This window comes from Sellimonas intestinalis, assembly GCF_001280875.1.
Lineage (GTDB): Bacteria > Bacillota > Clostridia > Lachnospirales > Lachnospiraceae > Sellimonas > Sellimonas intestinalis.
In genome coordinates this window covers 569,477-592,958 of the sequence record NZ_LGAJ01000003.1, presented here as the reverse complement: position 1 = coordinate 592,958, position 23,482 = coordinate 569,477, and the positions used below count along the sequence as shown (strand labels likewise).

The window sequence follows — 23,482 nt, the reverse complement described above, 5'->3', positions numbered from 1 at the left end:
TCAGTGTTTTTTCTTTTTATGTGTATTTCGTATCGTTTTCTTTTTTTTCGGCAGGGCAGATCCCTTCCCTTGCTGCCTCTTTTTCGCAAAATACCGGTCTTCCTTTGTCTGTCTTGGCCGGATCAGACAATGCTTTCCAAATCCAATCAGATCCTCCCGTCCTGTTTTCCTGAGAGCCTCTATCACAAGCTCATAGTTTTTGGGATTTCGGTACTGAATGAGAGCTCGCTGCATCGCCTTTTCATGTGGTGATTTTGGTACGTACACCGGCTTCATCGTTCGAGGATCCACACCAGTGTAATACATGCAGGTGGAAATGGTAGACGGCGTCGGATAGAAATCCTGCACCTGCTCCGGCATGTAGCCAAGATCCCGCAGGTATTCTGCAAGCGCTACTGCTTCTTTAAGGGTAGAGCCTGGATGTGAGGACATCAGATACGGGACGAGATACTGTTTCTTACCGATCTGCTCGTTGATCCTCTCATATTTTTTCGTAAATGCCCGGTATACGGCATTTTCCGGTTTCCCCATCATCTGAAGTACCGGATCTGCAATGTGTTCGGGTGCAACCTTTAACTGTCCGCTGACATGATACTGGCAAAGCTCCCTTAAAAAGGTGTCGTCCTGATCTGCCATGACATAGTCAAAACGAATACCGGATCGGATAAACACTTTCTTCACTTTTGGAAGCTCCCGCAAACTTCGGAGCAGTTTTAAATAGTCCCGGTGATCCACTTTCAGATTGCCGCATGGTTTTGGGAAAAGGCACTGCCGGTGCTTACATGCTCCATGGGTGAGCTGCTTTTCGCAGGCCGGATGCCGGAAGTTGGCCGTCGGACCTCCTACGTCGTGAATATAGCCTTTGAAATCCGGCTCTTCAGTCAGTTTCTTTGCTTCTTCTATAAGAGATTCATGGCTTCGTGTCTGAATGATTCTTCCCTGGTGGAATGTCAAAGCGCAAAAGCTGCACGCCCCAAAGCATCCACGGTTACTGATAAGACTGAATTTGACTTCCGAGATGGCAGGGATTCCTCCATCTTTTTCGTACATTGGATGGTAAGTACGCATATAAGGAAGAGCATATACATCATCCATTTCCGTTTGGGAGAGAGGCTTTGCGGGAGGATTTTGAACAACAAATAAATGATTCGAGTATGGCTCAATCAGACGTTTTGCGGTGAACGGATCTGTGTTGCAGTACTGGGTATAAAAACTTTTCGCATAGGAAAGTTTATCCTTCTGAAGTTCTGTAAAAGCCGGAAGTTCCACTCCATCGTAAATCATCTCCCGGTCTCTGACCTTACAAACCGTTCCATCCAGATAGGTCAGATCCTCCACCCGTATTCCTGACTGTAAGGCATCGGCTATCTCCACAATGGATCGTTCTCCCATCCCATAGGAAATCAGATCGGCGCCGGAATCCAGAAGCACGGACCGCTTGAGATGATCTGACCAATAGTCATAATGGGCAAGTCTCCTGAGACTGGCCTCAATCCCTCCTAAAATCACCGGGGTCTTTTTATATGTCTGACGGATCAGATTGCCGTAGACGACACAGGCATAGTCCGGCCGCTTCCCCATTACACCGCCCGGAGTGTATGAGTCTTTGCTTCTGCGTTTTTTTGAAACGCTGTAATGGTTTACCATAGAATCCATATTTCCTGCTGATACAAGAAAAGCAAGCCTTGGTTCTCCGAATACAGTGATACTTTCTTTGTCTTTCCAGTCCGGCTGTGAAATCATTCCTACCCGGTATCCATGGGCCTCCAGAAGTCTTGTGATGATGGCATGTCCAAAGGACGGATGATCGACATAAGCGTCTCCGCTGATGTAGACGAAATCCACCTGGTCCCATCCCCGCTCTTCCATCTCTGCTCTGGTGACCGGTAAAAATTTATTCTCCATCGGTACCCCTCTCTTTGATCTGCGACATTACGTCCCGGAAATCCCGGACATAGTAGTCAGCCAGTTGTTTCTTTTCAAGATCCAGCAGCCGGGAAAATTCATCGTAGACAGCGCACACTTTCATCCCCGCCCGTTTCCCTGCGAGAATCCCCATTGGCACATCCTCAAATACAAGACAATGCTCTGGCTGTACCTGCATATCTTCGGCTACTTTCAAATAGATGTCCGGCTTTGGTTTTCCGGCCTCGACTTCACCGGATGTCCGGACAGAAGTAAAGTACTCCTCGATCCGGAGCGCCTTTAGAGCTGCCTCCGCAAGGGTCCGTCCGTTGCTGGTAGCGATACCAAAAAGAATCCCCCGCTCCTTTCCATAACGTAAAAACTCCTCTGCCCCCGGCTTTAGTGTTACCTCTTGCGTATATCGCTGATAAGCAAGGGAAGTCCACTCTTCCATGATCTCTTCTGTTGTCAGCTCCATATCAAAGGTGTCCCGGAAATACCGTGCCGTCTCATGGTAGGATTTTCCTTCAATCGCCCGGTGGAAATCCTCCGGAAGCGTCAGGTGATATTTCCTGATATAGTAATCGTCGATATCCGGCCATATCCACATAGAGTCGATCAGTGTCCCGTCCATGTCAAAAATGACCGCTTTTGTCTCTTCGGTGATTGTTTTTTTCATGTTAATCTCCTTTATCTGAACTGCCCTTTAAGCGGGCAATCTCTTCTTCCGTCAGTCGGCGCACCTCTCCCTTTTTCAGTTGCGGGTCCAGGATCAGGCTTCCCATCCGGATGCGTTTCAGATAACGGACTTCCTTTCCGACAGCCTGAAACATGCGTTTGATCTGGTGATACCGTCCCTCCTGAATGGTGATGGCGATTTCTGAGCGAAGCTTCTCCCGGTCCACTTCAAGAATTTTCAGAACTGCGGGGAGAGTCAGGGTATCATCCCCGATATCAACGCCCCGGGAAAAAAGTATGACATCCTCGTCGCCTACAATTCCGTCAATGACTGCCTCATAAGTTTTGTCCACGTGCTTCTTTGGCGAGAGGAGACGATGGGAAAGCTCTCCGTCGTTTGTCAAAAGGAGAAGCCCCTCCGTGTCCTTGTCAAGCCGTCCCACCGGAAAGACGCCGGTACGGACCGGTCGTTCTAAAAGATCCAGAACAGTCTTTTCTTTTTTGTCTTCTGTGGCTGAGACAACGCCTGCGGGCTTGTGCATCATATAATAAACAACAGGCTCGTAGCAAACATTTCTTCCCTGACAGCGGATCGTGGCTGTCTGTTCATTTACTTTCTGATCCGGTATTTTCACAATCGTACCATTGACACTCACCTGGCCTTTTCGGATGAGTTTTTTTACTTCTTGACGGGTACCCTCTCCCATCTCAGTGAGTAGTTTATCAAGGCGCATCATACTGACTGCCATCTCCATCCCGGAAGGTATTTGTTTTTCAATGTGCCCTGAGACAACTTCCCGAACCCGAGCGGATATCCGTCCACACAGACGAGATACCAGCCTTTTTCTTTCGATCCTGCCAGGTCATCTACGAGCAGAGTCTCCCCTTTTAAGTACCGGATGACTCGTTCATCCGATACCGGGAAATCCAGAATATGCTCATACTCTCCCTTTTTCAGATTCATGGCAAAGGCCTGACTTGGCTCGAATCTGCCTTTTTTGAGTTCCCCGATCAGAAGGCCGCTTCTCAGGAAACGCACGCCGGATAAGTTCGGAAGCCCATCCGGCATATAGTACACCCGGTCTTTACGGATATCAAACCGGGAAACATCAAATGACCGATGAACTTTCTTTAAAAATGCTCTCAGATCTTCCGGAAGTTTCTCATAGGAACAGCCACTTTTCGTCCGTTCCTGTTTTAGCTCTTTCCTTGGAAGATTCTCTTTGTCCTCTTTTTTTAACAGAAGAGCAAGGTAATGCCCCTCTCCTTTCATGTGGTGTGGGAAAATGCGTACGGTCTTTGAAAATTCTTCTTTTCTTACAGAAGCATATTCTGGTACGCCCTCACGAAATCCCTCGTATGGGCGGATATCCACAAGATCAAACTCCGGGCACTGCTCTAACAGCCAGGAAATGCTCCCCTCATTTTCCAGGGGATCAAAGGTACAGGTGGAGTATAAAAGCATTCCTCCAGGCCGCAACATGGCGGCGGCCTGGGTCAGAATACTGCGCTGCAAGCGGGAGAAAAATTCCGGCCCATGCTCTTCCCACGCTTTTACCATCTTTTTATCTTTCCGGAACATCCCCTCCCCGGAACAAGGAGCGTCGATCAGAATCTTATCAAAATACTCCGGAAAATACTCGCTGAGCTTTCCAGGTTCCTCGCTTAAGACGAGCATATTGCCGATTCCAAAGAGTTCCAGATTTTTCAGAAGTCCTTTGGCCCTGGAACTGCTGATATCATTCGCAATCAGTACGCCTTCCCCGTGAAGCTTTGCCCCAAGTTCAGTCGCTTTGCCACCCGGAGCGGCACAGACATCCAATACCCGGTCCCCCGGATGGATCTCCAGGCGGTTTGCCGGGGTCATGGCGCTTGGCTCCTGCAAATAGTATAGTCCCGCAAAGTAGTACGGGTGTCTCGCCGGACTTTCTTGTTCTCCATCATAATAGAAACCATTTTCAATCCACGGAACCGGGGTGATTGCAAACGGACAAATCCGTACAAACTCCTCTACGCTGATTTTAGCCGTATTGACGCGGAGCCCGTAATAACGAGGCTCTTTATAACAAGCCGTATATGAATCAAATTCATCCCCCAGAAGGGCCTTCATTTTCTCTTCAAATGCTTTTGGTAATTCCATACTTTCTCCTTTCGCATACAAAGTCAGTATATCATACCTCCGGCAATTTCTCCATGCTCTTAGTCGTTTTTCTGTAGAAAAATAGTAACTATTCAGCTATACAGCCCAGATCTTTATGCCGGGTTCGTTACAAAAAGTTGCGATCCTTCCGCATATTTTAAAATCCAGTAAGGATTGATACTGATCTCCTCTTCTGGTTCCTCCAGATAGATTCCAAGGTGAAGATGAACCGGGAATTGCCCGGTCGTCCCCTCCTTACCATAACCACTGTCCCCCATATAGCCAATCAGGTCGCCTGCTTCTACCTCGTCCCCGACCTCCACGTCTGCATAGGAATCCAGGTGGGCATAGTAAAAGTATCCGCCATGAGTCGAGGTAATGCCAAGCCTCCAGCCACCTTTCGGGAGCCATCCTTTACTTGTGACGGTGCCGTCTGTCATGCTGACAATGGGGAAAATGCCTCGTTCATTTTGGGATGCCATCAAGTCGGTTCCCTCGTGTCCCCGTTTTCCGCCGTAGGTGCGTTCGGACATCCAGGAATCCTCGAATGTAACAGTTAGATCCGGTTTTTCTTTCCAGAACATGACCGGAAAATAGCGCACGTCCGACCAGATTTTCTCGCAGGCTGCCATGTAGGAAGAATAAGCAGGGCTTTTTTGCCATGGAATCGTTTTTCTCAAAAGGTCGTCCTCAGAACCAAACACATCCCCCTGTCCTGGATGAAACTGCTGTTCCAGCAGATAGACCCCGGCTATTCTCGCAGGCTCTTCGGATTTTCGCATTGCCTGGATCAGATCTGTTGTTAATTCGTGACTTCGGAATGTATTTCCCTTGATCAGTTCCGGGTCGAGAGAAAAATAGGCGGCATCGTTTTGGAGTTTAGGAATCGCAATTCCCTCAAAGAGCAAAAGAAGAACCAGAATAAGAAATTGCATATATCTGCCGCGTCTTGCCATGATTTCGTTCTTTCTCTTTTTGGAATACTAATATGATACAGCCAGATAGGATATGACGGTAATCAAGCATGATTCCTAATCAGACAACGGAAGTGTCCAAAGGCACATTCCGGAATTGGGAAAGTTCACCAAAGTTCAGGCCTGCATGGACTTTGAGTTGTCGCAGCCGTAAAAAATCAGGCGGGACATCTCTGTCCCGCCCTGTCACACATGAATTTTTAGAAGAAGGAAGCAATTTCCTCCACACTTTTACGTTTTGGCATATCCGGATGAATATCACCGTAGCCGACACTGATCACACTGACAATGCTCTCCTCCAGTGGAATGTGAAACACGTCCCGCAGCTTTTCGGCATCTCGAATCCCCATAATCAGAGTAGAAAGTCCAAGCTCTTCTGCTTTTAAAAGCAGGTTCATATTCTGGAGTCCGCAGTCATAATATCCCCACCCATTTCCCAGCTCATTGGTTGGACTGCCGTCCATATTGTAGCCGGAACGATCTTTTACAATAGTGGTTGTAATAAGAACCGGGGCGTTTTCCGTATTATTCCGATTAAATTCCGGCAATGCCTCCCTTACCTTTGCTACTGCTTCCTCGCTCTGTGCTACATAATATCTTGTGACCTGAGAGTTTTTCCAGGATGGGGCAAGTCCTGCGGCCTGAATCATCTTACGTATCTTTTCTGTTTCCACAGGTTTTGCCTCATATTTTCGGATGCTTCTTCTATTTTCCATTGCCTGTTCTAATTCCATAAAGCCCTCCCGTCCTTTGATGCCTCTGTTATTTTAATTTAGCAAGTACATTTTTGATCATCTCCCAGACCCGTGCGGTGGATGCGATATCCAGCCTCTCTTTTACGGAATGAACGTCTGGAATATCCGGTCCGAAAGAAACACAGTCGAGAGTTGGTTTCTTCGCAGAAAGCAGTCCGCACTCCAGACCTGCATGTACAGTGGAGATCACTGCATCCTTTCCTGTCACTTCCTTGTAAGCTTCCGCCATCAAAGGCCGGATCTTCGATTCTTTTTGATACATCCACGCAGGATATTCACAGCTTTCTTCATGGGAACCCCCAAGTCTCTCAGCCCACATCTGGAAGATGGATTTTAATTCCTGAAGCTGAGAATTGACACTGCTCCTGAGGTAATACATCAAAGCAATGCTCTCTTCGTCTGTCCGGATGATTCCCAGATTCAGAGACGTCTCTACAATACCCGGCAGATCACGGCTGAATCCCTGGACACCGTAAGGAGTCCCAACCATAGCAAAGATCACTTTCCTGGTCGCTTCTTTTGAAAGAGCGTGTTCTGTTCCTTCTGCGACAGAAACCGGAACCTGGAAATTTGGCTCGTCAGAAGAAAACTCTGATTTGATATCAGCCTCCATACCGTTTACAATGGCTTTCGCTTTTTCCAAATCCTTTGCCATAATCACAGCTTCAGAAGATCCTGCGATGACATTATCCTTAGATCCTCCGTTTACTGATACAATCTGAATATCCGTTCCCTGATCCAAGTGATTCAGAATTCTTCCGAGAATCTTGTTGGCATTGCCGCGCTGCTCATGAATCTGGGAGCCGGAATGACCACCGCGCAACCCTTTGACCTTGATTGCCATGACAGAACCGCTCACTTTCTCCCTTGTTACCGGAATGGTGAGTGTCTCCAGGACGCCTCCCGCACAGCCCGCAAGAATGATTCCCTCCTCTTCGCCGTCGATGTTCAACAAAATATTCCCCTGAATATGTGACAGATCGAGCGCATTGGCGCCTCCCATACCGATCTCCTCATCTGTAGTAATAATAACCTCCAGAGGCGGATGCGGAATATCATCACTGTCCAAAATTGCAAAGGCATAGGCGATGGCGATCCCGTCGTCTCCTCCCAGTGTCGTACCTTTTGCCTTGACATATCCATCCTCGATATAAAGCTCCAACGGATCCGTCTCAAAGTTGTGGTCCGATCCTTCTTCTTTCTCACAGACCATGTCCATATGTCCCTGGATGATGACCGGTTCGGAATGTTCATATCCCGGCGTCCCAGGTTTTTTGATGATGACATTACCCGCCTCATCCTGTATGTATTCCAAATTTCGATTTTTAGCAAATTCTACACACCAGTTACTGACTTTCTCATCATAAAAGGTACCTCTTGGCACCGAAGAAAGTTCCTCAAAAATCTGAAATACTTTTTTTGGTTCTAATTGTTCCAACACTGCCATTGCCCTCTCCCTTTCTTTTGTCAAATCTGAACTAATTATATCACAGTACTTCTAAAATCACCAGATTTTCCATAGAATTTATTGAGTATTTTTACCAAAGGAATAATATTGAAACGATATTTTTTTACCATTTTCACGATAATATTTTTTGCACTGATGTTGTTTTTTCCAAACGAGGTGTTTCAAGGGGCAAGCAGCGGATTGCTGCTCTGGTTCCAGACTGTTCTTCCGACTCTGCTGCCTTTTCTGATTCTTGTCAATATTATGCAGAAGACGAGTCTGATCCGCCAGGTATCAAGGCTTGTCTATCCTGCTCTTGGTCCGCTCTTTTCCGTCAGCACGGAGGGGTGTTTTGCAGTGCTGACTGGGTTTCTGTGCGGCTATCCGGTGGGGGCAAAAGTGACATCAGATCTTGTAAGAGACGGCAGGATTTCCAGACAGGAAGGAGCATATTTGCTCTCTTTTTGCAATAATACAAGTCCGGGATTTCTGGCAGGATTTGTAGTCTGCCAGACGATCCGGGACCCGTCCCTCGTTCTTGGTACCATGATAGTATTCTTTGCGGTTCCCATCCTATTCAGTTTTCTCTTCCGGAAGATTTATTCCCCTAAAAGCGTGGGTTGGAAGTCGCAGCCTCTTATCCGGACGCAAAGGATCGTTTCTCTTGATCTTTTTGATACATCCATTATGAATGGGTTTGAGACCATCACCAAAATCGGCGGATACATCATTGTCTTTTCTGTCCTTCTGGAACTGACAAAAATGCTTCCACTTGCCGACACTTTGGCCGGACAGATTGGATTATCCTTTCTCGAAATAACGAACGGTGTGGTGATACTGGAGACACTTCCTTTTTCATTTGCGGTTCGATATGCCTTAATCATGGGATTGTGTACATTTGGGGGATTGTGTGCGGCTGCACAGACAAGTGGAATGTTGACTGGAAGTGGACTTCGGATCCTGCCATACATCATAGAAAAACTGGCTGCCGCAGTGGCAGCCAGTCTCTTGGCTTATTTCTATATTCAGATATCAGGGATGTAATTACTCCTCCATCGCCTGTGCGAATTCTGTTTCTGTCTCATCCTGGATCCTGAGCTCTTCACGGTCACCGTGTACCATATCAAAGGATTCCTGGAGTGAATTTACAAGGCTGTCGTATTTTGTCGTATAATTGTCCAGTGCGTGGCCAATCAGATTCTCTACTTTTGCCATCATATCGTCCGCATAGCCCATCGCACCCATACGGAGCTGGTTTGCGTCCTCTGTCGCATTATCGAGGATCTGCTGTGCCTGCTCTGTCGCGGCTGCCACGATCTCATTCGCCTGGGCATATGCCTGCTGCATAATCTCATGGTCACTTACAAGCTCGTCCGTCTTCGCTTTGGCCTCCTCGATCATCGAGTCTGCTTTTGTCTGTGCGTCTGCAATGATCGCGTCCTTATTATCGATGATCTTTTGATAGCGCTTGATCTCTTCCGGCGTCTTCATCCTGAGCTCTCTTAACAACTCGTCAATCTGATCTTTATTTACGATAATCTTCGTTGTGGATAACGGCTGGAACTTACAATGATCTATGTATTCCTCAATTTCATCAATAATCTGCTCAATTCGGCTGCTCATAGTTACACTCTCCTTCTTTACTTCGACAAATCTTGTCATTTACTTTGTTATTCTATCACGTTCGACCAAAGAACTCAATCTCTTTCGACAAAAATATGGCGGTTTGTCTTATATTTTTTTTCTTTCATCACATGGAATCCAAGATCTTCCATCCAGGAAAAATCGGTACCTAAAGACGCCTCCACAATGATCAGTGTATTCTCATTCACAAGACCGGAATGCTTCAGAAAATCGAATACTCCACGCTCTGCTCCGATATGATACGGAGGATCCATGAAGATGATATCAAAGGAATCCTCTCCTTCCAGTTTTCTGAGGGCACTAAGAACGTCCATCCTCATTAGAACAGCCCTTTCTTCCAGTCTGGTGTGACGTAGATTCTGCTTGATACAATCTGCTGCTTTCGGATGATTCTCTACGAAATACGCGATATCTGCGCCTCTGCTTAATGCTTCGATCCCGATTGCTCCGCTTCCACTAAACAAATCCAGAAACCGACAGTCAGCGAGATCTGTAGATATCATGTTAAACAATGTCTCCTTAATCCGGTCGGTCGTCGGACGGGTGTCCATTCCCTCTATTGTTTTCAACTGTAATCTTTTTGCGCTTCCTGCAATTACCCGCATGGTTTTATCCTTTCTTCCACCGCTTTCGGTAGTATTGATTTCATTTCTGTTCCTTATTATATCGGATAGAGCCTTTTTCTGTCAAATCAGGAACGGTAATATCTTGAGTATTATTCTGGTCTGTGATACACTCTTTGTAAAAAGGGAGGAATGACCAATGAAATATTTTATTGCATCTGATATACATGGTTCCGCTTATTATTGTAAAAAAATGCTGGAAGCCTGGGAAAAGGAAGAGGCGGACCGTATCGTTTTCTTAGGAGACATTCTTTACCACGGACCGAGAAATCCACTGCCGGTAGCTTACAATCCAAAAGAGGTTGCGGCTATGCTCAATCCCCTTGCAGATCGCATTTTCTGTGTGAGAGGAAACTGTGACAGTGAGGTGGATCAGATGGTGCTTGATTTCCCGATTCTGGCAGAATACTGTCTTATTGCGGAAAATGGGCACACTGTTTTTATCACCCACGGCCACCATTACAATCTGGACTCACAGCCGCTTCTTCAAAAAGGAGACGTCCTGCTCCACGGACACACACATGTTCCGGCCTGTACTTCTACCGAGACGTTCATCTATCTGAATCCGGGTTCTGTCTCTCTTCCAAAAGAAGACAGTCATCATAGCTATATGATTCTGGAGAATGGTATGTTCCAGTGGAAGACCTTGAACGGGGAGGTCTACAACACTTATACGATTGAAAAAAGAATCCTGTAAAAGAGGATTCTTTTTTGTAATTATTGTTCTTTCATTACAATGTCTATCTTCTGTCCGGCAAAACGGATGCCAGCCTGGTCTAATGCAAGCTTTGTCCGTTCCATAATATCAGCCCGGGCGTTCCAGAACTCGTCGGATTTCAACCAGAGGCGCACACAAAGGGCCACATAGCTTTCCGCTAAATCATCTACAAAGACGGTGTGCTCCTTCTCTTTGATGACCCGGTCCTCCTGTTCCATCACGGACCGGATGATCTGCTCTGTTTTTTTCAAATCCTCATCATAGCCGATCCGTACATAGAAGTCCAGACGACGCAGATCCATGGCTGTGACATTTGTCAGACTGTTGTTGGAAAGATTTCCGTTTGGAATCACAATGGTCTTATTATCCACAGTGGAAAGTTTCGTGTAGAAGATCTGGATCTCCTTTACCGTTCCTTCCAGGTTGTCCGAGTGTTCGATAATATAGTCTCCCACAGAAAAAGGCTTCAAAAGAAGGATCAATACCCCTCCGGCAAAATTTGAGAGACTCCCCTGGAGGGCAAGACCGATTGCCACACCACCGGAAGCAAGCAAAGCCGCGACTGTCGAGGTATCGACTCCGAAGCGGACAATGATGGAAAGGATCAAGATTGCATAAAGCCCCGTTTTCAGGCAAGAATCTACGAACTGCTCCACGCCCTTATCGGCGGCTGATCGCTCGATAGAGGCCCGCACCAGCTTTCTCACCCAGTTGATGAGAATTCTTCCGATCAGAAAGAAAATCAGAGCGAACACAACCCCTACTCCGAAGTTGATCGCTTTCGGCAGGTTCTCATGGAAGAAATCGACGGCAAAACTGGTCTGCGTCGCCACTTCCTGCTGAATATTTTCCGTGACTGATTCTGCCGTATTGTCTGTCAAAAGTGTGTAATACATCCTTATCTCCCTTCTTAGCAATCACCGGAAAGTGCCAGAAACGCAGCCAAGCTTCCCCTTTGACCGTGGGATGCCCGGTGCGAAAACAGCAGATCCGAATTGCAGTTGGTACAAATATTGGTCAAAGCTATATGCTCTGGAAGAATCCCGGCACGGGTAAAGACCACTTCATTTGCTTTCCAGAGATTGAGCTGATATTTACCATCCGGCTTTTCATAGAAGATCTCCGGCCAGAGACAGGGCGGAAATACCTCCCGGAATGTGTCAATGACCTCGCTTCCTACCTCGTAGCAGGACTGGCAGATGGACGGTCCGATACAGGCCAGGATATTCTCCGGGCGGCTTTTGTATACTTCCGCCATCTTCCGCACCGTCTTTTCTCCGATACCGGCAACCGTTCCACGCCATCCCGAATGGGAAAGCCCGATGACTCTTCGCACCGGATCTACAAGAAAGAGCGGTACGCAGTCTGCGTAAAAGGTAACAAGGCAAAGTCCCGGCACATCCGTAATCAATCCGTCGATATCGTGATAATCTGCAGAACAGGTGATACCCTTGCCCCGGTCTGCCTCCGTAACGATACGAATATGATCCGTATGAGTCTGTCTGGAAAAAACCATATCGGAAGTACGGACGCCGATAGCCTCCCCGAAACGGGCAAAATTTTCCATGACGGCCGCTTCCTCATCGCCCCTTGAGAAGCTTAAATTCATGCTCTCATAGATTCCGGTACTCACTCCGCCCATGCGGGTGGAGAAACCATGCTTGACCAGACCGCAGCTTTCCAGAAGCGGAAATGACAAATACGGTACATCGTTTCTTCCGGTCCGGCAGACAATGTCTTCCTGATTGTTTGTTCTCTTCCATTCGTTCATACCCTGCACCTCTTGATTCGTGAACTTTGTTTTTTTCCTATTTCATCATCCCTGATATTCAAATGCATCCTCTAAATGGGTGATCTTTTCTCCAAGGATGGCAATCACGTCAAACCGGATTCTGTTCTCTGCCAGAGAGTGTTCTGTAAGATAAAAAAGAGCCGCACGACTGATCCGCTGCTGCTTCCGGCGGTTCACCGCCTCTTGGGGAAGTCCCATAGAGTCAGTTTTACGATACTTTACCTCCACAAAGACGATCCATCCGTCTTTGGACGCGATCAGATCAACTTCTCCATGGCCGCAACGATAATTCCGCTCCAGGATCCGGTATCCTTTCTCTTCCAGGCAGACAGCGGCTCTCACCTCCCCAGCCTGCCCTTTTTCTCTTTTATTCATACGTTCCCCATCACACAAAATGTCTAAGAAACGACTGACGGTGGATCGGGCTTGGTCCGTATGCCTGGATTGCTTCCATATGCTCTCTCGATCCGTAACCCTTATGGGAGGCAAACCCGTATTCCGGCAGTATCCTGTCGTACTCTTCCATCAGACGATCCCTTGTTACCTTGGCAATAATGCTGGCGCAGGCAATAGAAAGACTTTTAGCATCCCCTTTGATAATCGGCACCTGTGGAACCGGCACACCCGGAATGGTAACGGCATCATTTAAGAGCAGATCCGGAGACGGGGAAAGTTTTCGGATGGCCTCCCGCATGGCCTCATACGTCGCCTGGAGAATATTGATTTCATCGATTCTCTGTGGACTCGCCATTCCCACACCCACGCTTACCGCTTTCTCCATGATTTCATCGTAGAGCTGTTCCCGCCGTTTTGCGGAAAGTTTTTTTGAATCGTTTGCATAGAGAATCCGGCAGTCCTTTGGGAGAATCACAGCCGCCGCTACCACTGGGCCGGCAAGAGGCCCTCTTCCCACCTCGTCGATACCACAAATCCGGTCATAAGACCTGTATTTCTTCTCGTAGGTACACATCCCCTCCAGGCGGAGCAGTTCCTGTTCCTTTGCCAGTTCCTGTTTCCGGTAGGATATCAAAAGCTTCTGTACGCCAGTCCTCTTATCCTGTTCATATAATGCATAGAGCGCTCTGCGCTCATCGCCAGAAGCACGTTCCAACTCTTCTTTGATCTCCCTGATTGTTTTACTCATGTACGACAAACCCCATTTCATCAAACGGATAAATCCGAATCCAAGCTCTTCCGATCAGATCCTCTCGCCTTAATACGCCTACGCTCGGATCTCTGCTGTCCGAACTGTGATTGCGGTTATCCCCAAGGACAAAGTACTCGTCCGTCCCCAGTTCGATCGGCTCAGAGGCAATCCCGGCGTCTTCCATGGCTTCAGCTCCATAGTCCTCTCCCAAAATTTCTCCGTCAATATAAACCTCCCCGTTTTTAACCTGCACTGTCTCCCCCGGAAGCCCGATGATCCGCTTAATATAATATGTATTTTCTTCATATTTGTATGGAAATACAATAATCTCATAGCGCTTCGGATCCCGGAAACGATAAGACAGTTTATCTACGATCAGATTGTTGCCATCCTGGAGAGTGGGCTCCATGGACTGACCATCCACCACAGTTCGGACACCGACAAATGTAACGATCAACCAGGAGAGGATCAGGACGATCCCGATATAGAGAATCCAGTCCAGCACCTCCCTGGCCGTTGATTTTGACTTCCCCTGCTCTTCAAGTTCCTCTTGCCTCATGTATTTCTCCCCTTATCTGTAATCTTCCGGGAATTCCAGTGTCAGTCTTCCCAGTTTCCCGCCCCGGAAATCATCCAGGAACAGCGCGGCTGTCTTTTCCAGATCAAGTTCTCCACCCTTTGTCAGACAGTGCTTTTTCTCCGCGATCTCGCGCAGAACTTCATATGGATCCTCGCTTCCCGCAATATCATAAGTGTGCTTTACCTGATCCGGAGCACTCTTTGAAAGGGAACGGATCAGCTCGGCAGCAAGTTCCATGGTATTCAAGATTTCATCCTTGATCGATCCAATAAAAGCGAGCTTCTTTCCTACTTCCTGATCCTCAAACTTCGGCCATAAAATTCCCGGTGTATCCAGAAGCTCCACTTGCTTATTCAGACGGATCCACTGTTTCCCTTTTGTCACTCCAGGCTTATTGCCGGTCTTGGCACATGCCTTTCCTGCAAGGGAATTAATAAAAGTCGATTTTCCGACATTCGGAATCCCAACGACCATAGCTCTAACCGGACGGTTTAAGATCCCTCTCTTTCTGTCCCTGTCAATCTTCTCCCTACAAGCCTCCTGAATCACCTTGTTGATAGATTTGATTCCGGCTCCACTGCGGGAATTGACCCGCACAACGGAAAATCCTTTTTCCTTAAAATACTGCTCCCACTTTTCGTTCCATCTCTCTGAGGCAAGGTCTGACTTGTTCAGAAGGATGAGTCTTGCTTTCTGTCCTCCGAGCTCATCGATGTCCGGATTCCGGCTGCTGACCGGAATTCTTGCGTCCACAAGCTCAATGATGAGGTCAATCAGTTTGATATTTTCCTGCATCATTCTCTTTGCTTTGGTCATATGACCTGGGTACCATTGAAAGTGCATAGGTGCCTCCTTTTTATATAAATCCAAAATTTCCTTTTGTCGACAAGACGAACCAGGCTTTTCCCTCGATCTCGGAACGCTTTACATTACCGATATCCGCCATCCGGCTGTCCTCGCTGTTCTTCCGGTTATCCCCAAGAACAAAATATTCGTCGCCGCCCAGGTCAATCTCCTCCGCGGCGGTTCCCGCATCCTCGATGGCAGTCGTCTCATAGTCCTCTTCTAGAATCTTCCCGTCAATATAGATTTTCCCATCTTTGATCTGCACAGTTTCCCCTGGAAGCCCGATAATCCGCTTGATATAGGAACGGGCATTTTCATTTCCGTTTGGCTTGAACACGATAATATCGCCCCGTTTTGGTTTGCTTGCATCGTAAATCATCCGATTGACTAACACGATATCATCGTTTAAAACGGCGGGGCGCATGGAATCACCGGAGTTTCTGACCTGCCGTCCGAAATAAAAGACAGTAACAAACGCCAGAAGACAGACAAGAAGAATCTTAAAAACCCAGATCCCGATAATTCGGATCATATCATAGTCGATCTGCTTTTTTACTTTTCCAAACTGTAATCTCTTTTTCATGCAATATACCTGTTTCTTTAACACAAAAGGGGCAATCATACATCAATGTACCTTGCCCCTTCCCTTGTCTTATTTAACTAATTCTTTGACCTTAGCTCTCTTACCTACACGGTTTCTTAAGTAGTTGAGTTTCGCTCTTCTGACTTTACCTCTTCTTACTACTTCGACTTTCTCTACATTCGGAGAGTGAAGCGGCCATGTCTTTTCAACGCCCACACCGTTGGAAAACTTTCTGACTGTGAAAGTCTCTCTTGTGCTTCCTCCCTGTTTCTTTAAAACAGTTCCTTCAAATACCTGGATCCTTTCGCGGTTCCCTTCTTTGATTTTACCGTATACTTTTACGGTATCTCCTACGTTAAACTGTGGTACATTTTCTTTGAGCTGTTCAGCTTCAATCTTTCTAATGATGTCGTTCATTGTGTGACCTCCTTGATTCTTTTGACGTTCTTAATACGATTCTGTGTATCAGAGGACCATCTCTTTTCTTCTCACAACAGTTCCAAGTGTATCATAAAGATTCTAGGATTGCAAGTTGTTTTTTCTATATTCTTCGAGAAATTTCTGCTCTTTTTCGGTAAGTTCGGCTTTTTCCAGCAAATCCGGCCGGTTCCTGGCAGTTCGGATGATGGACTGTTCTCTTCTCCACTTTTCAATGTTCGCGTGATGACCGGATAAAAGGATCGGCGGCACCTGCTTATCGTGCCAGATTTCCGGCCGGGAATACTGCGGGTATTCCAGCAGATGATCCTGAAAACTTTCGAACTCGGCTGATACATCGTTGTGAAGCACTCCCGGAACTAATCTTGCAATGGCATCCACCATCACCATAGCGGCAAGCTCTCCTCCAGTCAGCACATAGTCTCCAATAGAGACATAATCTGTCACAATCTCCTCCAGCACCCGTTCGTCAATACCTTCATAATGGCCGCAGAGCAGAATTAACTCTTCTTCTTGTGCGAATTCTTCCGCTATATTTTGGTTAAAGGTACGTCCCTGAGGCGAAAGATAGACAAGCCTTGGATTCTTCCCTTCAAGCCCCTCTTTGGTCTCCTGGCAGACCGCCTTATAACATTGATAAACCGGCTCCGCCTGCATCAGCATGCCTGCTCCACCGCCGTACGGGTAATCGTCCACACTTTGATGTTTATTAAATGCATAATCTCTGATATTCACAGCCTGTATGGAAAGGAGCCCCTTTTGCTCGGCACGCCCGATGATACTCGTTCGTAACCCCTGTTCCACCATTTCTGGAAATAATGTCATAATATGAAACTTCATGGATGTTCCCTTTCGTACTATTGGATCAGACCTTTCATCAGATGGATCGTCATCTGTCTGGCTTCTGGATCCACGTGTAAAATACAGTCCTGAATTGCCGGAATGAGGACTTCCCCGTGTTCATCCGAGTCGATGATGTACACATCGTTGGCTCCAGTCTCCATCACGTCCCGAAGATGCCCGAAGAAGGCGCCGTCTTCTGTGAAAACTTCCATCCCGATCAAGTCCGCAATATAATATTCATCTGTCTCAAGCGGGACCGCATGTTCCCTTGTAACAAACAGCGGACGCCCCTTATAACGTTCAATATCATTTATATGATCGATTCCCCTGAATTTCAGAATTACCATCTGCTTAAAGAAGCGGACATTCTGAATTTCCAATGGAATCTGTTCTTTTCCAGTGTCCAGAAGGACCTTTTTTAAATCCAGATACCGTTCTTTGTCATCTGTAGTTGGAAACACTTTCACTTCACCACGGATGCCATGCGTACTGGAGATCACTCCCACCTGCAAAAACTTTTCCATCGTATTCTCCTTTTCATAAAAATGAAGAACAGCCCCGCACATGCCCTGCATGGCAGCCTGTTCTTTCTTTTTGCAGTCCGCAGACATCACTCTTTAAGTGATATCTACGACTACCTTTTTGTCTTCTTTTGCGGCGGCGGCTTTTACGACAGAGCGAATTGCTTTTGCGATGCGTCCCTGCTTACCGATCACCTTGCCCATATCGTCTTCTGCCACATGAACTTCAATGACCGTCGTCTTGCCTTCCGTCTTTTCTGTAACTACAACCTGATCAGGCTCGTCAACTAAAGCCTTCGTAATTACTTCTACTAATTCTTTCATATGCAGGCACCTCCGACGTCTGGATTATTTTTCGATACCAGCTGCTTTGAAAATCTTGCTTACAACTTCTGTCGGCTGTGCTCCGTTGTTTAACCATTTTTTTGCTGCTTCTTCATCAACTTTGAATTCGCTTGGATCTTTTGTCGGATCGTAAGTACCGATTTCCTCGATGAATTTTCCGTCTCTTGGAGAACGGGAATCAGCTACGATGATTCTATAGAAAGGAGCCTTTTTCTGTCCCATTCTTCTTAATCTGATCTTTACTGCCATTTGTTTCACCTCCATTTATTGTTCTTTCTTTATGTTAAAAAGGTAATTTAAATTTTCCCTTTTTACCACCTTTGCCGCCCATCATCCCGGGCATCTGTTTCATCATCTTTTTCATCTGTTCAAACTGCTTGCAGAGCTTGTTGACCTCCGAAATATCCACGCCTGCTCCCTTTGCGATACGGTGCTTTCGTGATGGATTCAGGATATCCGGATTTCTCCGCTCCTTAACGGTCATAGAATAGATGATCGCTTCCATCCGTTCCATCTTGCGCTGTGCGTCATCAGAGTCAATATCCGGTGTCTTACCCATCTTGCCCATCATACCGCCGATGCCCGGAAGCATACCAAGGATATTTCCAAGACCACCCATCTTACGCATCTGCTTCATAGATTCAAGATAATCCTCAAAATCAAACTGGGCTTTTCGAAGCTTCTGGGACATCTCCTTTGCCTTGTCCTCATCGATATCTGCCTCCGCCTTCTCGATCAAGGTGAGGATATCTCCCATTCCCAGAATGCGCGACGCCATTCTGTCCGGATAAAACTGTTCCAAATCTGAAAGCTTCTCGCCCATACCGGCATACAGAATCGGACATCCTGTCACTGCCTTAATGGAAAGAGCGGCACCGCCTCTGGTGTCACCATCAAGCTTCGTCACAATGACACCATCTATACCAATCTTATCGTTAAATTCCTTCGCTACGTTAACCGCATCCTGACCTGTCATCGCATCCACCACGAGGATGGTCTGATGTACGGTCACAGCCTCCTTGATCTCCCGGAGCTCCTCCATCATGCCTTCGTCAATGTGGAGACGTCCTGCTGTATCGAGGATGACGATGTTGTTGCCGTTCTTTGCCGCATGTTCCAGGGCTGCCTTGGCAATATTCGCCGGCTTATGCTTATCACCCATGGTAAACACATCCACACCCTGCTTTTCTCCGTTAATCTGGAGCTGCTGTATCGCTGCCGGCCGATAAACGTCACAGGCAACTAAAAGCGGCTTTTTCCCCTTTAACTTGAACTTTCCGGCGAGCTTTGCCGTGGTAGTCGTCTTACCGGCTCCCTGCAAACCTGCCATCATAATGACAGTCGTGGCTTTCCCAGGCTCCAGCCTGATCTCCGTTGTCTCAGACCCCATCAAAGCAACAAGCTCCTCGTTCACGATCTTGATTACCATCTGTCCCGGATTCAGTCCGTTCATTACGTCCTGGCCTACCGCACGCTCCTGGACATTCTTAATGAAACTCTTTACGACCTTAAAGTTTACGTCGGCTTCCAGAAGCGCCATCTTCACTTCTCTGAGAGCCGTCTTGACATCATCCTCCGTAAGCCGGCCCTTACTCCGCAGATTCCGGAATACATTCTGAAGTTTCTCGGTTAAACTGTCAAATGCCATTCTATAACTCCTCTATGATTTCATCTGAAATCTGCCGGATCTCGTGGATCAGAGTTTCTTTCTCCTTCTCCTGCCAGGTATCCAGCAGACGATCAATTTGATGTACTTTTTCTTTGATTGCAAGAAACTTCTGAATCAGGGAAAGCTTTTCTTCGTATCCCTCCAACGTCTTTTCGCAGCGCCGGATCGTATCGTGAACCCCCTGCCTGCTGATCCCCCGCTCTTTCGCGATTTCGCCAAGAGAGAGATCTTCCAGAATAAACTGTTCGTATATTTCTTTCTGATTGTCTGTCAGCAGTTCACCGTAAAAATCATATAAAAGAGACTGCATTACGATTTCATTCATGTTTCTCACCTGTGATATCATACTATAAACAAAAGAAGGTGTCAAGGCTTTTTTCTTGACACAGTAATTTTTTTGGACCTCTATAAACATAATACAATTAGTCTTAGGATTGACTTCCTTTTTACAAAAGACTCCAATACAGATGTTTTTTAGTGCAGTATTTTTGCAGATAATCAAAAATTGGATATGAAATTTATATTAAATTATAAGATACGTAAGGAAATTGCGAGAAAATTACTTGTAAACTTTCTTTTTTGGAACTATACTATAAATCAAATTTAAAAATACCGGAAAGGAGTGTTATTTATGAGATTAAAAGACAAAATTGCTGTTGTAACTGCATCTACCAGAGGGATTGGTGCTGCTATTGCGGAAACATTTGCCCGGGAAGGGGCCAAAGTATATTTAGCTGCCCGCAGCGCCGAACGTGCTAAAATTATGATTGACCGGCTGACAAAAGAGGGATGCTTTGTTTCATTTGTATATAATGATGCATTGAAACAGGAGACTTATAAAAGCATGATCGAAGAAATTGTAGAAAAAGAAGGTAGATTGGACATCCTTGTTAATAATTTCGGCACGTCCAATGCAGCCAAAGATCTGGACATTCAGTCTACGGAATATGCTGAATTCCAGAAAACCCTGGATTTAAATATCGGAAGTGTCTTTCTCGCCTCGCAGGCAGTGATTCCGCATATGGCAAAAAACGGAGGTGGAAGCATCATCAATATCTCTTCTGTAGGCGGTTCTGTTCCGGATATTTCCCAGATCGGATATGGTACCAGCAAGGCCGCTATCAATTATCTTACGAAATTAATTGCCACGCAGACAGCCCGGGACAATATCCGCTGTAACGCGGTTCTCCCAGGTATGACCGCAACCGATGCCGTGATGCAGAATTTGACTCAGAATTTCCAGGATTTCTTTCTGAAACACACTCCTATCAAGCGGATGGGAACCCCAGATAACATCGCTCAGGCTGTTTTATATTTTGCAAGCGACGAGTCTTCTTTTACAACCGGGCAGATCATGGAAGTTTCCGGAGGTTTTGGTATGCCAACTCCAATTTTTGGAGATATGATAGAACTAAAAAACAGAAGGTAGGAAAGAGTCCCTGAGACTCTATTGTGATCTTAGCGGTGGTTCTCCCTTAATCTTTTTGGATCGTGAGAGGATCACCGCTTTCCTTCACTATAATGTTGGATTTAGCAGCTTCTCGATATTCAGAAGTCCCCTCCCCTGAATATTGGGATCCTTTCCCATATCATCAGCACTCATCAAAAGTCTGAGCTTTACCTCTACATTTTTCATATCCGGATATTTGCTTAATAAAAGCGCCACGGCTCCGGAAACTACCGGAGCTGACATGGATGTTCCGCTTTTGACGGAATAAGCTTTCTGGTTTTTCTTCTGGGAGAATCCATTACACGAACGGATATAGGATCCAGGTGCTACCAGATCCGGCTTGCAGACACATTCGGAGGTCGGTCCCCTGCCGGAGTAGTTCGTCCCTACTTTTCCGTACCGGTCTTTTTGATTCCCATCATCGGACGCGCCCACAGTAATCACTTTTTTACTGATACCGGGAATCGTGACAGTTCCGCTTCTAGGGCCGAAGTTACCTGCTGCTGTCACGACCACCAATCCTTCATCCCAAAGCCGGTCCACCCAACGCATCAGTTCCATCTCTTCTTCATCCCCTTGATGAGGCAAGGTTCCGATGGAGATATTGACAATCCGAATCTGCCATTTATCCCTGTTTCTTAAGATCGCTTTGATGCCCTCAATGAGAAACCGGATTTTCCCTTCTCCTTTTTGATCCAGCACCTTGACAGCTACGATCTGGGAGGCAGGCGCAATTCCCGCATAGAGTCCGGAAGATAATCCTCCGGATCCTGCAATGATGCCAGCCACATGGGTGCCGTGAGAATTGTCGTCATACATACGCTTCTTCCCATAAAGCATATCGCCAAAGGCCACGATCCTCCCCTTCAGATCCGGGTGCGGGGAAATACCGGTATCCAGGACCGCTGTCGTAACTCCGTGGCCATCGATATGGCCAAACAAGATATCATTACAAAAATAATGAACGGTTTCCTTGACCCGTCTCACTGACAAAACTCCTTTTCTTTCAGCCTATTCAGAAAAAAGCCTCATTGTGCGCTCCTTCTTCTTCTTTACATTTTTTCTACAAATCCAGGAAACACTTACAAGCCCTGCTACATAGTATAACATTGTAAATAACAAAAATGGAGGCAACAACATGAGTGACTTAAGTGCAACAAACTGTGGATGTGGATGTGAATCTTCTTCTGGATTCGGAGGCAATTCCTGCCTGTGGATTATCCTTCTGCTCTGCTGCTGCGGCGGCTGCGGAGGAAACGGAAGAAGCGGTTTTGGCGGTGGATGTGACTGCCTGTGGATCATCCTTCTGCTCTGCTGCTGCGGCGGATTCGGAAACGGATTCAACGACAACGGCTGCTGCTAAATCCAACTGACGATGGAAGGAGGCGGGGTAAAACATCCCGCCTCCTTCTGATCCGATCACCTTTCTTAGTCAAATGTGACCACATCGTGGACCGGTTTCTTTGCTGGGATCATCTCTTCCAGGTAGAGCACCGGTCCTTTTTCTTTGTATTGCTTCATATATTCATAGCGGAACGAAACGGTTACGAACACCCAGTCCCGGTTCTGGTATGGAAATTCTTCCTTATACCTGCAAAGATAACCAAGGAATGTGATATCCTCTTCACAGCAGGTCATCACAAAACGCCCCGGCACAAAAAGTCCAGAGCCCAACTTTCTTCCCCGGTACACCTGTGCCAGAAATTTGAGCTTTTTATTTTTATAATGTTCCGGATGCTCCATAGCATCCAGGTACCAGATCCCATAATCAATCTCGTCGATCTCGATCACCGGAGCTTTCAGATCAAATGGAAGATCCTCCTCGGTTGTTTCTATCGGTTCCCCACTCTCATCTTCAAAGACGATCTGAGCCCTCGGGTTCATCACTTTGATGCTCCTGCGGATCTTTGCCCGGTCTGTATGCTCCATTGTCCGATTGACAATCACCAGATCCGAAGAAAGCAACGGAGCAAGAAACAGATTTCGCATGTTGAGAAGATACATTTCAGCAGTTTGGGCATCTACTGTGGAGAGTACCGCTCCGATCCCCCATCCCGGCGGCAACTTCATCTCCAGCAGCCGGTTTACATCCCAGGTTCCGTTCCACTCAATCATTACGTGATCCGGGCGGTAATTCAGTTCCAGCCCTTCCAGGAAGAATTCATTGATCTTTTCCTCCTCGTCAACCACATATTTGATAATTCCATTTTTCTTCAGCCAAGCCTCATCGTACTCTTCATCCCCCTCCTCGCAGACGATGAGAAGGGTCTGATTGTAGTCAAGAAAGTCCGGGCTGTGCAGTGCTTCCCGAATCAGTGTCGTCTTTCCACTATCCAGAAATCCTGTAAAAAGTTCTACTATTGTTTCCATCTTGTTGCTCCTGT

At 46.7% G+C, this 23,482-nt stretch carries 29 protein-coding genes; 4 read left to right on the top strand and 25 right to left on the bottom strand.

Features of this window, described 5'->3' with window-relative positions:
* The 7 genes from AOA56_RS03790 to AOA56_RS03760 form a co-directional block, all read right to left on the bottom strand.
* Entirely contained in the window at nt 1-1,905 is a 1,905-nt protein-coding gene (locus AOA56_RS03790; protein WP_053768984.1) for a YgiQ family radical SAM protein, read from the bottom strand.
* Nucleotides 1,895-2,584 (bottom strand): HAD family hydrolase, encoded by a 690-nt coding sequence (locus tag AOA56_RS03785; RefSeq protein ID WP_034594490.1) that lies wholly within the window; start codon nt 2,582-2,584, stop codon nt 1,895-1,897. The genes AOA56_RS03790 and AOA56_RS03785 overlap by 11 nt, the downstream gene beginning before the upstream one ends.
* A 1-nt stretch (nt 2,585) precedes the next feature.
* Entirely contained in the window at nt 2,586-3,320 is a 735-nt protein-coding gene (locus AOA56_RS03780) for a pseudouridine synthase (protein WP_242843432.1), read from the bottom strand.
* Nucleotides 3,317-4,723, bottom strand: a complete 1,407-nt coding sequence (locus AOA56_RS03775; protein WP_053768983.1) for an RsmF rRNA methyltransferase first C-terminal domain-containing protein — start codon at nt 4,721-4,723, stop codon at nt 3,317-3,319. Before AOA56_RS03775 ends, AOA56_RS03780 begins: the two co-directional genes overlap by 4 nt.
* 113 nt (nt 4,724-4,836) lie before the next feature.
* On the bottom strand, nt 4,837-5,658 hold the full coding sequence (locus AOA56_RS03770) for a M23 family metallopeptidase (RefSeq protein ID WP_082349864.1): 822 nt from the start codon (nt 5,656-5,658) through the stop codon (nt 4,837-4,839).
* Between the two features lie 239 nt (nt 5,659-5,897).
* Complete coding sequence (locus AOA56_RS03765; protein WP_024732588.1) at nt 5,898-6,431, bottom strand: nitroreductase family protein; 534 nt, start codon at nt 6,429-6,431, stop codon at nt 5,898-5,900.
* Between the two features lie 28 nt (nt 6,432-6,459).
* On the bottom strand, nt 6,460-7,899 hold the full coding sequence (locus tag AOA56_RS03760) for an aminoacyl-histidine dipeptidase (protein WP_053768981.1): 1,440 nt from the start codon (nt 7,897-7,899) through the stop codon (nt 6,460-6,462).
* Between the two features lie 108 nt (nt 7,900-8,007).
* On the opposite strand from AOA56_RS03760, the gene AOA56_RS03755 reads away from it, so the two are divergent.
* Nucleotides 8,008-8,943 (top strand): nucleoside recognition domain-containing protein, encoded by a 936-nt coding sequence (locus AOA56_RS03755; RefSeq protein ID WP_024732590.1) that lies wholly within the window; start codon nt 8,008-8,010, stop codon nt 8,941-8,943.
* On the opposite strand, the gene AOA56_RS03750 is transcribed toward AOA56_RS03755, so the two are convergent.
* Nucleotides 8,944-9,522, bottom strand: a complete 579-nt coding sequence (locus AOA56_RS03750) for an ATPase (RefSeq protein WP_024732591.1) — start codon at nt 9,520-9,522, stop codon at nt 8,944-8,946.
* A 74-nt stretch (nt 9,523-9,596) separates the two neighbouring features.
* Nucleotides 9,597-10,148, bottom strand: a complete 552-nt coding sequence (gene rsmD, locus AOA56_RS03745) for a 16S rRNA (guanine(966)-N(2))-methyltransferase RsmD (RefSeq protein WP_048621811.1) — start codon at nt 10,146-10,148, stop codon at nt 9,597-9,599.
* A gap of 157 nt (nt 10,149-10,305) precedes the next feature.
* On the opposite strand from rsmD, the gene yfcE reads away from it, so the two are divergent.
* Nucleotides 10,306-10,863, top strand: a complete 558-nt coding sequence (gene yfcE / locus AOA56_RS03740; protein WP_053768980.1) for a phosphodiesterase — start codon at nt 10,306-10,308, stop codon at nt 10,861-10,863.
* A 20-nt stretch (nt 10,864-10,883) separates the two neighbouring features.
* Here yfcE and AOA56_RS03735 read toward each other — a convergent pair whose 3' ends face one another.
* From AOA56_RS03735 to ylxM, 14 genes are all read right to left on the bottom strand, one after another.
* On the bottom strand, nt 10,884-11,780 hold the full coding sequence (locus AOA56_RS03735) for a mechanosensitive ion channel family protein (protein WP_034594492.1): 897 nt from the start codon (nt 11,778-11,780) through the stop codon (nt 10,884-10,886).
* 14 nt (nt 11,781-11,794) lie between these two features.
* Nucleotides 11,795-12,655, bottom strand: a complete 861-nt coding sequence (pgeF, locus tag AOA56_RS03730) for a peptidoglycan editing factor PgeF (protein ID WP_053768979.1) — start codon at nt 12,653-12,655, stop codon at nt 11,795-11,797.
* Nucleotides 12,656-12,700: 45 nt separating this feature from the next.
* Nucleotides 12,701-13,051: a YraN family protein gene (locus AOA56_RS03725; RefSeq protein ID WP_053768978.1), complete on the bottom strand. Its 351-nt coding sequence runs from the start codon at nt 13,049-13,051 to the stop codon at nt 12,701-12,703.
* A 10-nt stretch (nt 13,052-13,061) separates the two neighbouring features.
* Nucleotides 13,062-13,820: a ribonuclease HII gene (locus tag AOA56_RS03720; protein ID WP_024732597.1), complete on the bottom strand. Its 759-nt coding sequence runs from the start codon at nt 13,818-13,820 to the stop codon at nt 13,062-13,064.
* On the bottom strand, nt 13,813-14,382 hold the full coding sequence (gene lepB / locus AOA56_RS03715; protein ID WP_024732598.1) for a signal peptidase I: 570 nt from the start codon (nt 14,380-14,382) through the stop codon (nt 13,813-13,815). The genes AOA56_RS03720 and lepB (AOA56_RS03715) overlap by 8 nt, the downstream gene beginning before the upstream one ends.
* 12 nt (nt 14,383-14,394) lie before the next feature.
* Nucleotides 14,395-15,246: a ribosome biogenesis GTPase YlqF gene (ylqF, locus tag AOA56_RS03710; protein WP_053768977.1), complete on the bottom strand. Its 852-nt coding sequence runs from the start codon at nt 15,244-15,246 to the stop codon at nt 14,395-14,397.
* A gap of 13 nt (nt 15,247-15,259) precedes the next feature.
* Nucleotides 15,260-15,832, bottom strand: coding sequence for a signal peptidase I (lepB, locus tag AOA56_RS03705; RefSeq protein ID WP_024732599.1), 573 nt, complete (start codon nt 15,830-15,832; stop codon nt 15,260-15,262).
* 69 nt (nt 15,833-15,901) lie between these two features.
* Nucleotides 15,902-16,249, bottom strand: a complete 348-nt coding sequence (rplS, locus tag AOA56_RS03700) for a 50S ribosomal protein L19 (RefSeq protein WP_024732600.1) — start codon at nt 16,247-16,249, stop codon at nt 15,902-15,904.
* A 102-nt stretch (nt 16,250-16,351) separates the two neighbouring features.
* The gene (gene trmD / locus AOA56_RS03695; protein ID WP_053768976.1) at nt 16,352-17,110 is read right to left on the bottom strand and encodes a tRNA (guanosine(37)-N1)-methyltransferase TrmD; all 759 of its coding nucleotides are present in this window, start codon (nt 17,108-17,110) and stop codon (nt 16,352-16,354) included.
* Between the two features lie 17 nt (nt 17,111-17,127).
* Nucleotides 17,128-17,637 (bottom strand): ribosome maturation factor RimM, encoded by a 510-nt coding sequence (gene rimM, locus AOA56_RS03690; RefSeq protein ID WP_053769098.1) that lies wholly within the window; start codon nt 17,635-17,637, stop codon nt 17,128-17,130.
* Between the two features lie 93 nt (nt 17,638-17,730).
* On the bottom strand, nt 17,731-17,958 hold the full coding sequence (locus AOA56_RS03685) for a KH domain-containing protein (protein ID WP_053768975.1): 228 nt from the start codon (nt 17,956-17,958) through the stop codon (nt 17,731-17,733).
* 24 nt (nt 17,959-17,982) lie between these two features.
* Nucleotides 17,983-18,228: a 30S ribosomal protein S16 gene (gene rpsP / locus AOA56_RS03680; RefSeq protein WP_024732604.1), complete on the bottom strand. Its 246-nt coding sequence runs from the start codon at nt 18,226-18,228 to the stop codon at nt 17,983-17,985.
* A 34-nt stretch (nt 18,229-18,262) separates the two neighbouring features.
* On the bottom strand, nt 18,263-19,627 hold the full coding sequence (gene ffh / locus AOA56_RS03675) for a signal recognition particle protein (RefSeq protein ID WP_024732605.1): 1,365 nt from the start codon (nt 19,625-19,627) through the stop codon (nt 18,263-18,265).
* A 1-nt stretch (nt 19,628) separates the two neighbouring features.
* Nucleotides 19,629-19,973: a YlxM family DNA-binding protein gene (ylxM, locus tag AOA56_RS03670; RefSeq protein ID WP_238117749.1), complete on the bottom strand. Its 345-nt coding sequence runs from the start codon at nt 19,971-19,973 to the stop codon at nt 19,629-19,631.
* Between the two features lie 306 nt (nt 19,974-20,279).
* Between ylxM and hdhA the strand changes: the two genes are divergently transcribed.
* Nucleotides 20,280-21,077 carry a 7alpha-hydroxysteroid dehydrogenase gene (hdhA, locus tag AOA56_RS03665; RefSeq protein ID WP_053768974.1) on the top strand — a complete coding sequence of 266 codons (798 nt, stop codon included), beginning with the start codon at nt 20,280-20,282 and terminating at the stop codon, nt 21,075-21,077.
* An 87-nt stretch (nt 21,078-21,164) separates the two neighbouring features.
* Here the strand turns inward: hdhA and AOA56_RS03660 are convergent, their stop codons facing one another.
* Entirely contained in the window at nt 21,165-22,085 is a 921-nt protein-coding gene (locus AOA56_RS03660; RefSeq protein WP_024732608.1) for a S8 family peptidase, read from the bottom strand.
* A gap of 151 nt (nt 22,086-22,236) precedes the next feature.
* Between AOA56_RS03660 and AOA56_RS03655 the strand changes: the two genes are divergently transcribed.
* Complete coding sequence (locus tag AOA56_RS03655; RefSeq protein WP_024732609.1) at nt 22,237-22,461, top strand: hypothetical protein; 225 nt, start codon at nt 22,237-22,239, stop codon at nt 22,459-22,461.
* Between the two features lie 65 nt (nt 22,462-22,526).
* Here AOA56_RS03655 and AOA56_RS03650 read toward each other — a convergent pair whose 3' ends face one another.
* Nucleotides 22,527-23,468 carry a TIGR03943 family putative permease subunit gene (locus AOA56_RS03650; RefSeq protein ID WP_024732610.1) on the bottom strand — a complete coding sequence of 314 codons (942 nt, stop codon included), beginning with the start codon at nt 23,466-23,468 and terminating at the stop codon, nt 22,527-22,529.
* Between the last annotated feature and the right edge of the window lie 14 nt (nt 23,469-23,482).

Coding starts and splice junctions, on each gene's coding strand:
- AOA56_RS03685 (WP_053768975.1), bottom strand. CDS start 17,958: ATGAAAGAATTAGTAGAAGTAATTACGAAGGCTTTAGTTGACGAGCCT.
- lepB (WP_024732599.1), bottom strand. CDS start 15,832: ATGAAAAAGAGATTACAGTTTGGAAAAGTAAAAAAGCAGATCGACTAT.
- lepB (WP_024732598.1), bottom strand. CDS start 14,382: ATGAGGCAAGAGGAACTTGAAGAGCAGGGGAAGTCAAAATCAACGGCC.
- rpsP (WP_024732604.1), bottom strand. CDS start 18,228: ATGGCAGTAAAGATCAGATTAAGAAGAATGGGACAGAAAAAGGCTCCT.
- rsmD (WP_048621811.1), bottom strand. CDS start 10,148: ATGCGGGTAATTGCAGGAAGCGCAAAAAGATTACAGTTGAAAACAATA.
- AOA56_RS03785 (WP_034594490.1), bottom strand. CDS start 2,584: ATGAAAAAAACAATCACCGAAGAGACAAAAGCGGTCATTTTTGACATG.
- rplS (WP_024732600.1), bottom strand. CDS start 16,249: ATGAACGACATCATTAGAAAGATTGAAGCTGAACAGCTCAAAGAAAAT.
- AOA56_RS03780 (WP_242843432.1), bottom strand. CDS start 3,320: ATGATGCGCCTTGATAAACTACTCACTGAGATGGGAGAGGGTACCCGT.
- AOA56_RS03770 (WP_082349864.1), bottom strand. CDS start 5,658: ATGCAATTTCTTATTCTGGTTCTTCTTTTGCTCTTTGAGGGAATTGCG.
- ylxM (WP_238117749.1), bottom strand. CDS start 19,973: ATGAATGAAATCGTAATGCAGTCTCTTTTATATGATTTTTACGGTGAA.
- ffh (WP_024732605.1), bottom strand. CDS start 19,627: ATGGCATTTGACAGTTTAACCGAGAAACTTCAGAATGTATTCCGGAAT.
- trmD (WP_053768976.1), bottom strand. CDS start 17,110: ATGAAGTTTCATATTATGACATTATTTCCAGAAATGGTGGAACAGGGG.
- AOA56_RS03650 (WP_024732610.1), bottom strand. CDS start 23,468: ATGGAAACAATAGTAGAACTTTTTACAGGATTTCTGGATAGTGGAAAG.
- AOA56_RS03775 (WP_053768983.1), bottom strand. CDS start 4,723: ATGGAATTACCAAAAGCATTTGAAGAGAAAATGAAGGCCCTTCTGGGG.
- AOA56_RS03750 (WP_024732591.1), bottom strand. CDS start 9,522: ATGAGCAGCCGAATTGAGCAGATTATTGATGAAATTGAGGAATACATA.
- AOA56_RS03790 (WP_053768984.1), bottom strand. CDS start 1,905: ATGGAGAATAAATTTTTACCGGTCACCAGAGCAGAGATGGAAGAGCGG.
- AOA56_RS03725 (WP_053768978.1), bottom strand. CDS start 13,051: ATGAATAAAAGAGAAAAAGGGCAGGCTGGGGAGGTGAGAGCCGCTGTC.
- hdhA (WP_053768974.1), top strand. CDS start 20,280: ATGAGATTAAAAGACAAAATTGCTGTTGTAACTGCATCTACCAGAGGG.
- AOA56_RS03735 (WP_034594492.1), bottom strand. CDS start 11,780: ATGTATTACACACTTTTGACAGACAATACGGCAGAATCAGTCACGGAA.
- AOA56_RS03760 (WP_053768981.1), bottom strand. CDS start 7,899: ATGGCAGTGTTGGAACAATTAGAACCAAAAAAAGTATTTCAGATTTTT.
- AOA56_RS03765 (WP_024732588.1), bottom strand. CDS start 6,431: ATGGAATTAGAACAGGCAATGGAAAATAGAAGAAGCATCCGAAAATAT.
- AOA56_RS03720 (WP_024732597.1), bottom strand. CDS start 13,820: ATGAGTAAAACAATCAGGGAGATCAAAGAAGAGTTGGAACGTGCTTCT.
- rimM (WP_053769098.1), bottom strand. CDS start 17,637: ATGGAAAAGTTTTTGCAGGTGGGAGTGATCTCCAGTACGCATGGCATC.
- AOA56_RS03655 (WP_024732609.1), top strand. CDS start 22,237: ATGAGTGACTTAAGTGCAACAAACTGTGGATGTGGATGTGAATCTTCT.
- yfcE (WP_053768980.1), top strand. CDS start 10,306: ATGAAATATTTTATTGCATCTGATATACATGGTTCCGCTTATTATTGT.
- pgeF (WP_053768979.1), bottom strand. CDS start 12,655: ATGAACGAATGGAAGAGAACAAACAATCAGGAAGACATTGTCTGCCGG.
- ylqF (WP_053768977.1), bottom strand. CDS start 15,246: ATGCACTTTCAATGGTACCCAGGTCATATGACCAAAGCAAAGAGAATG.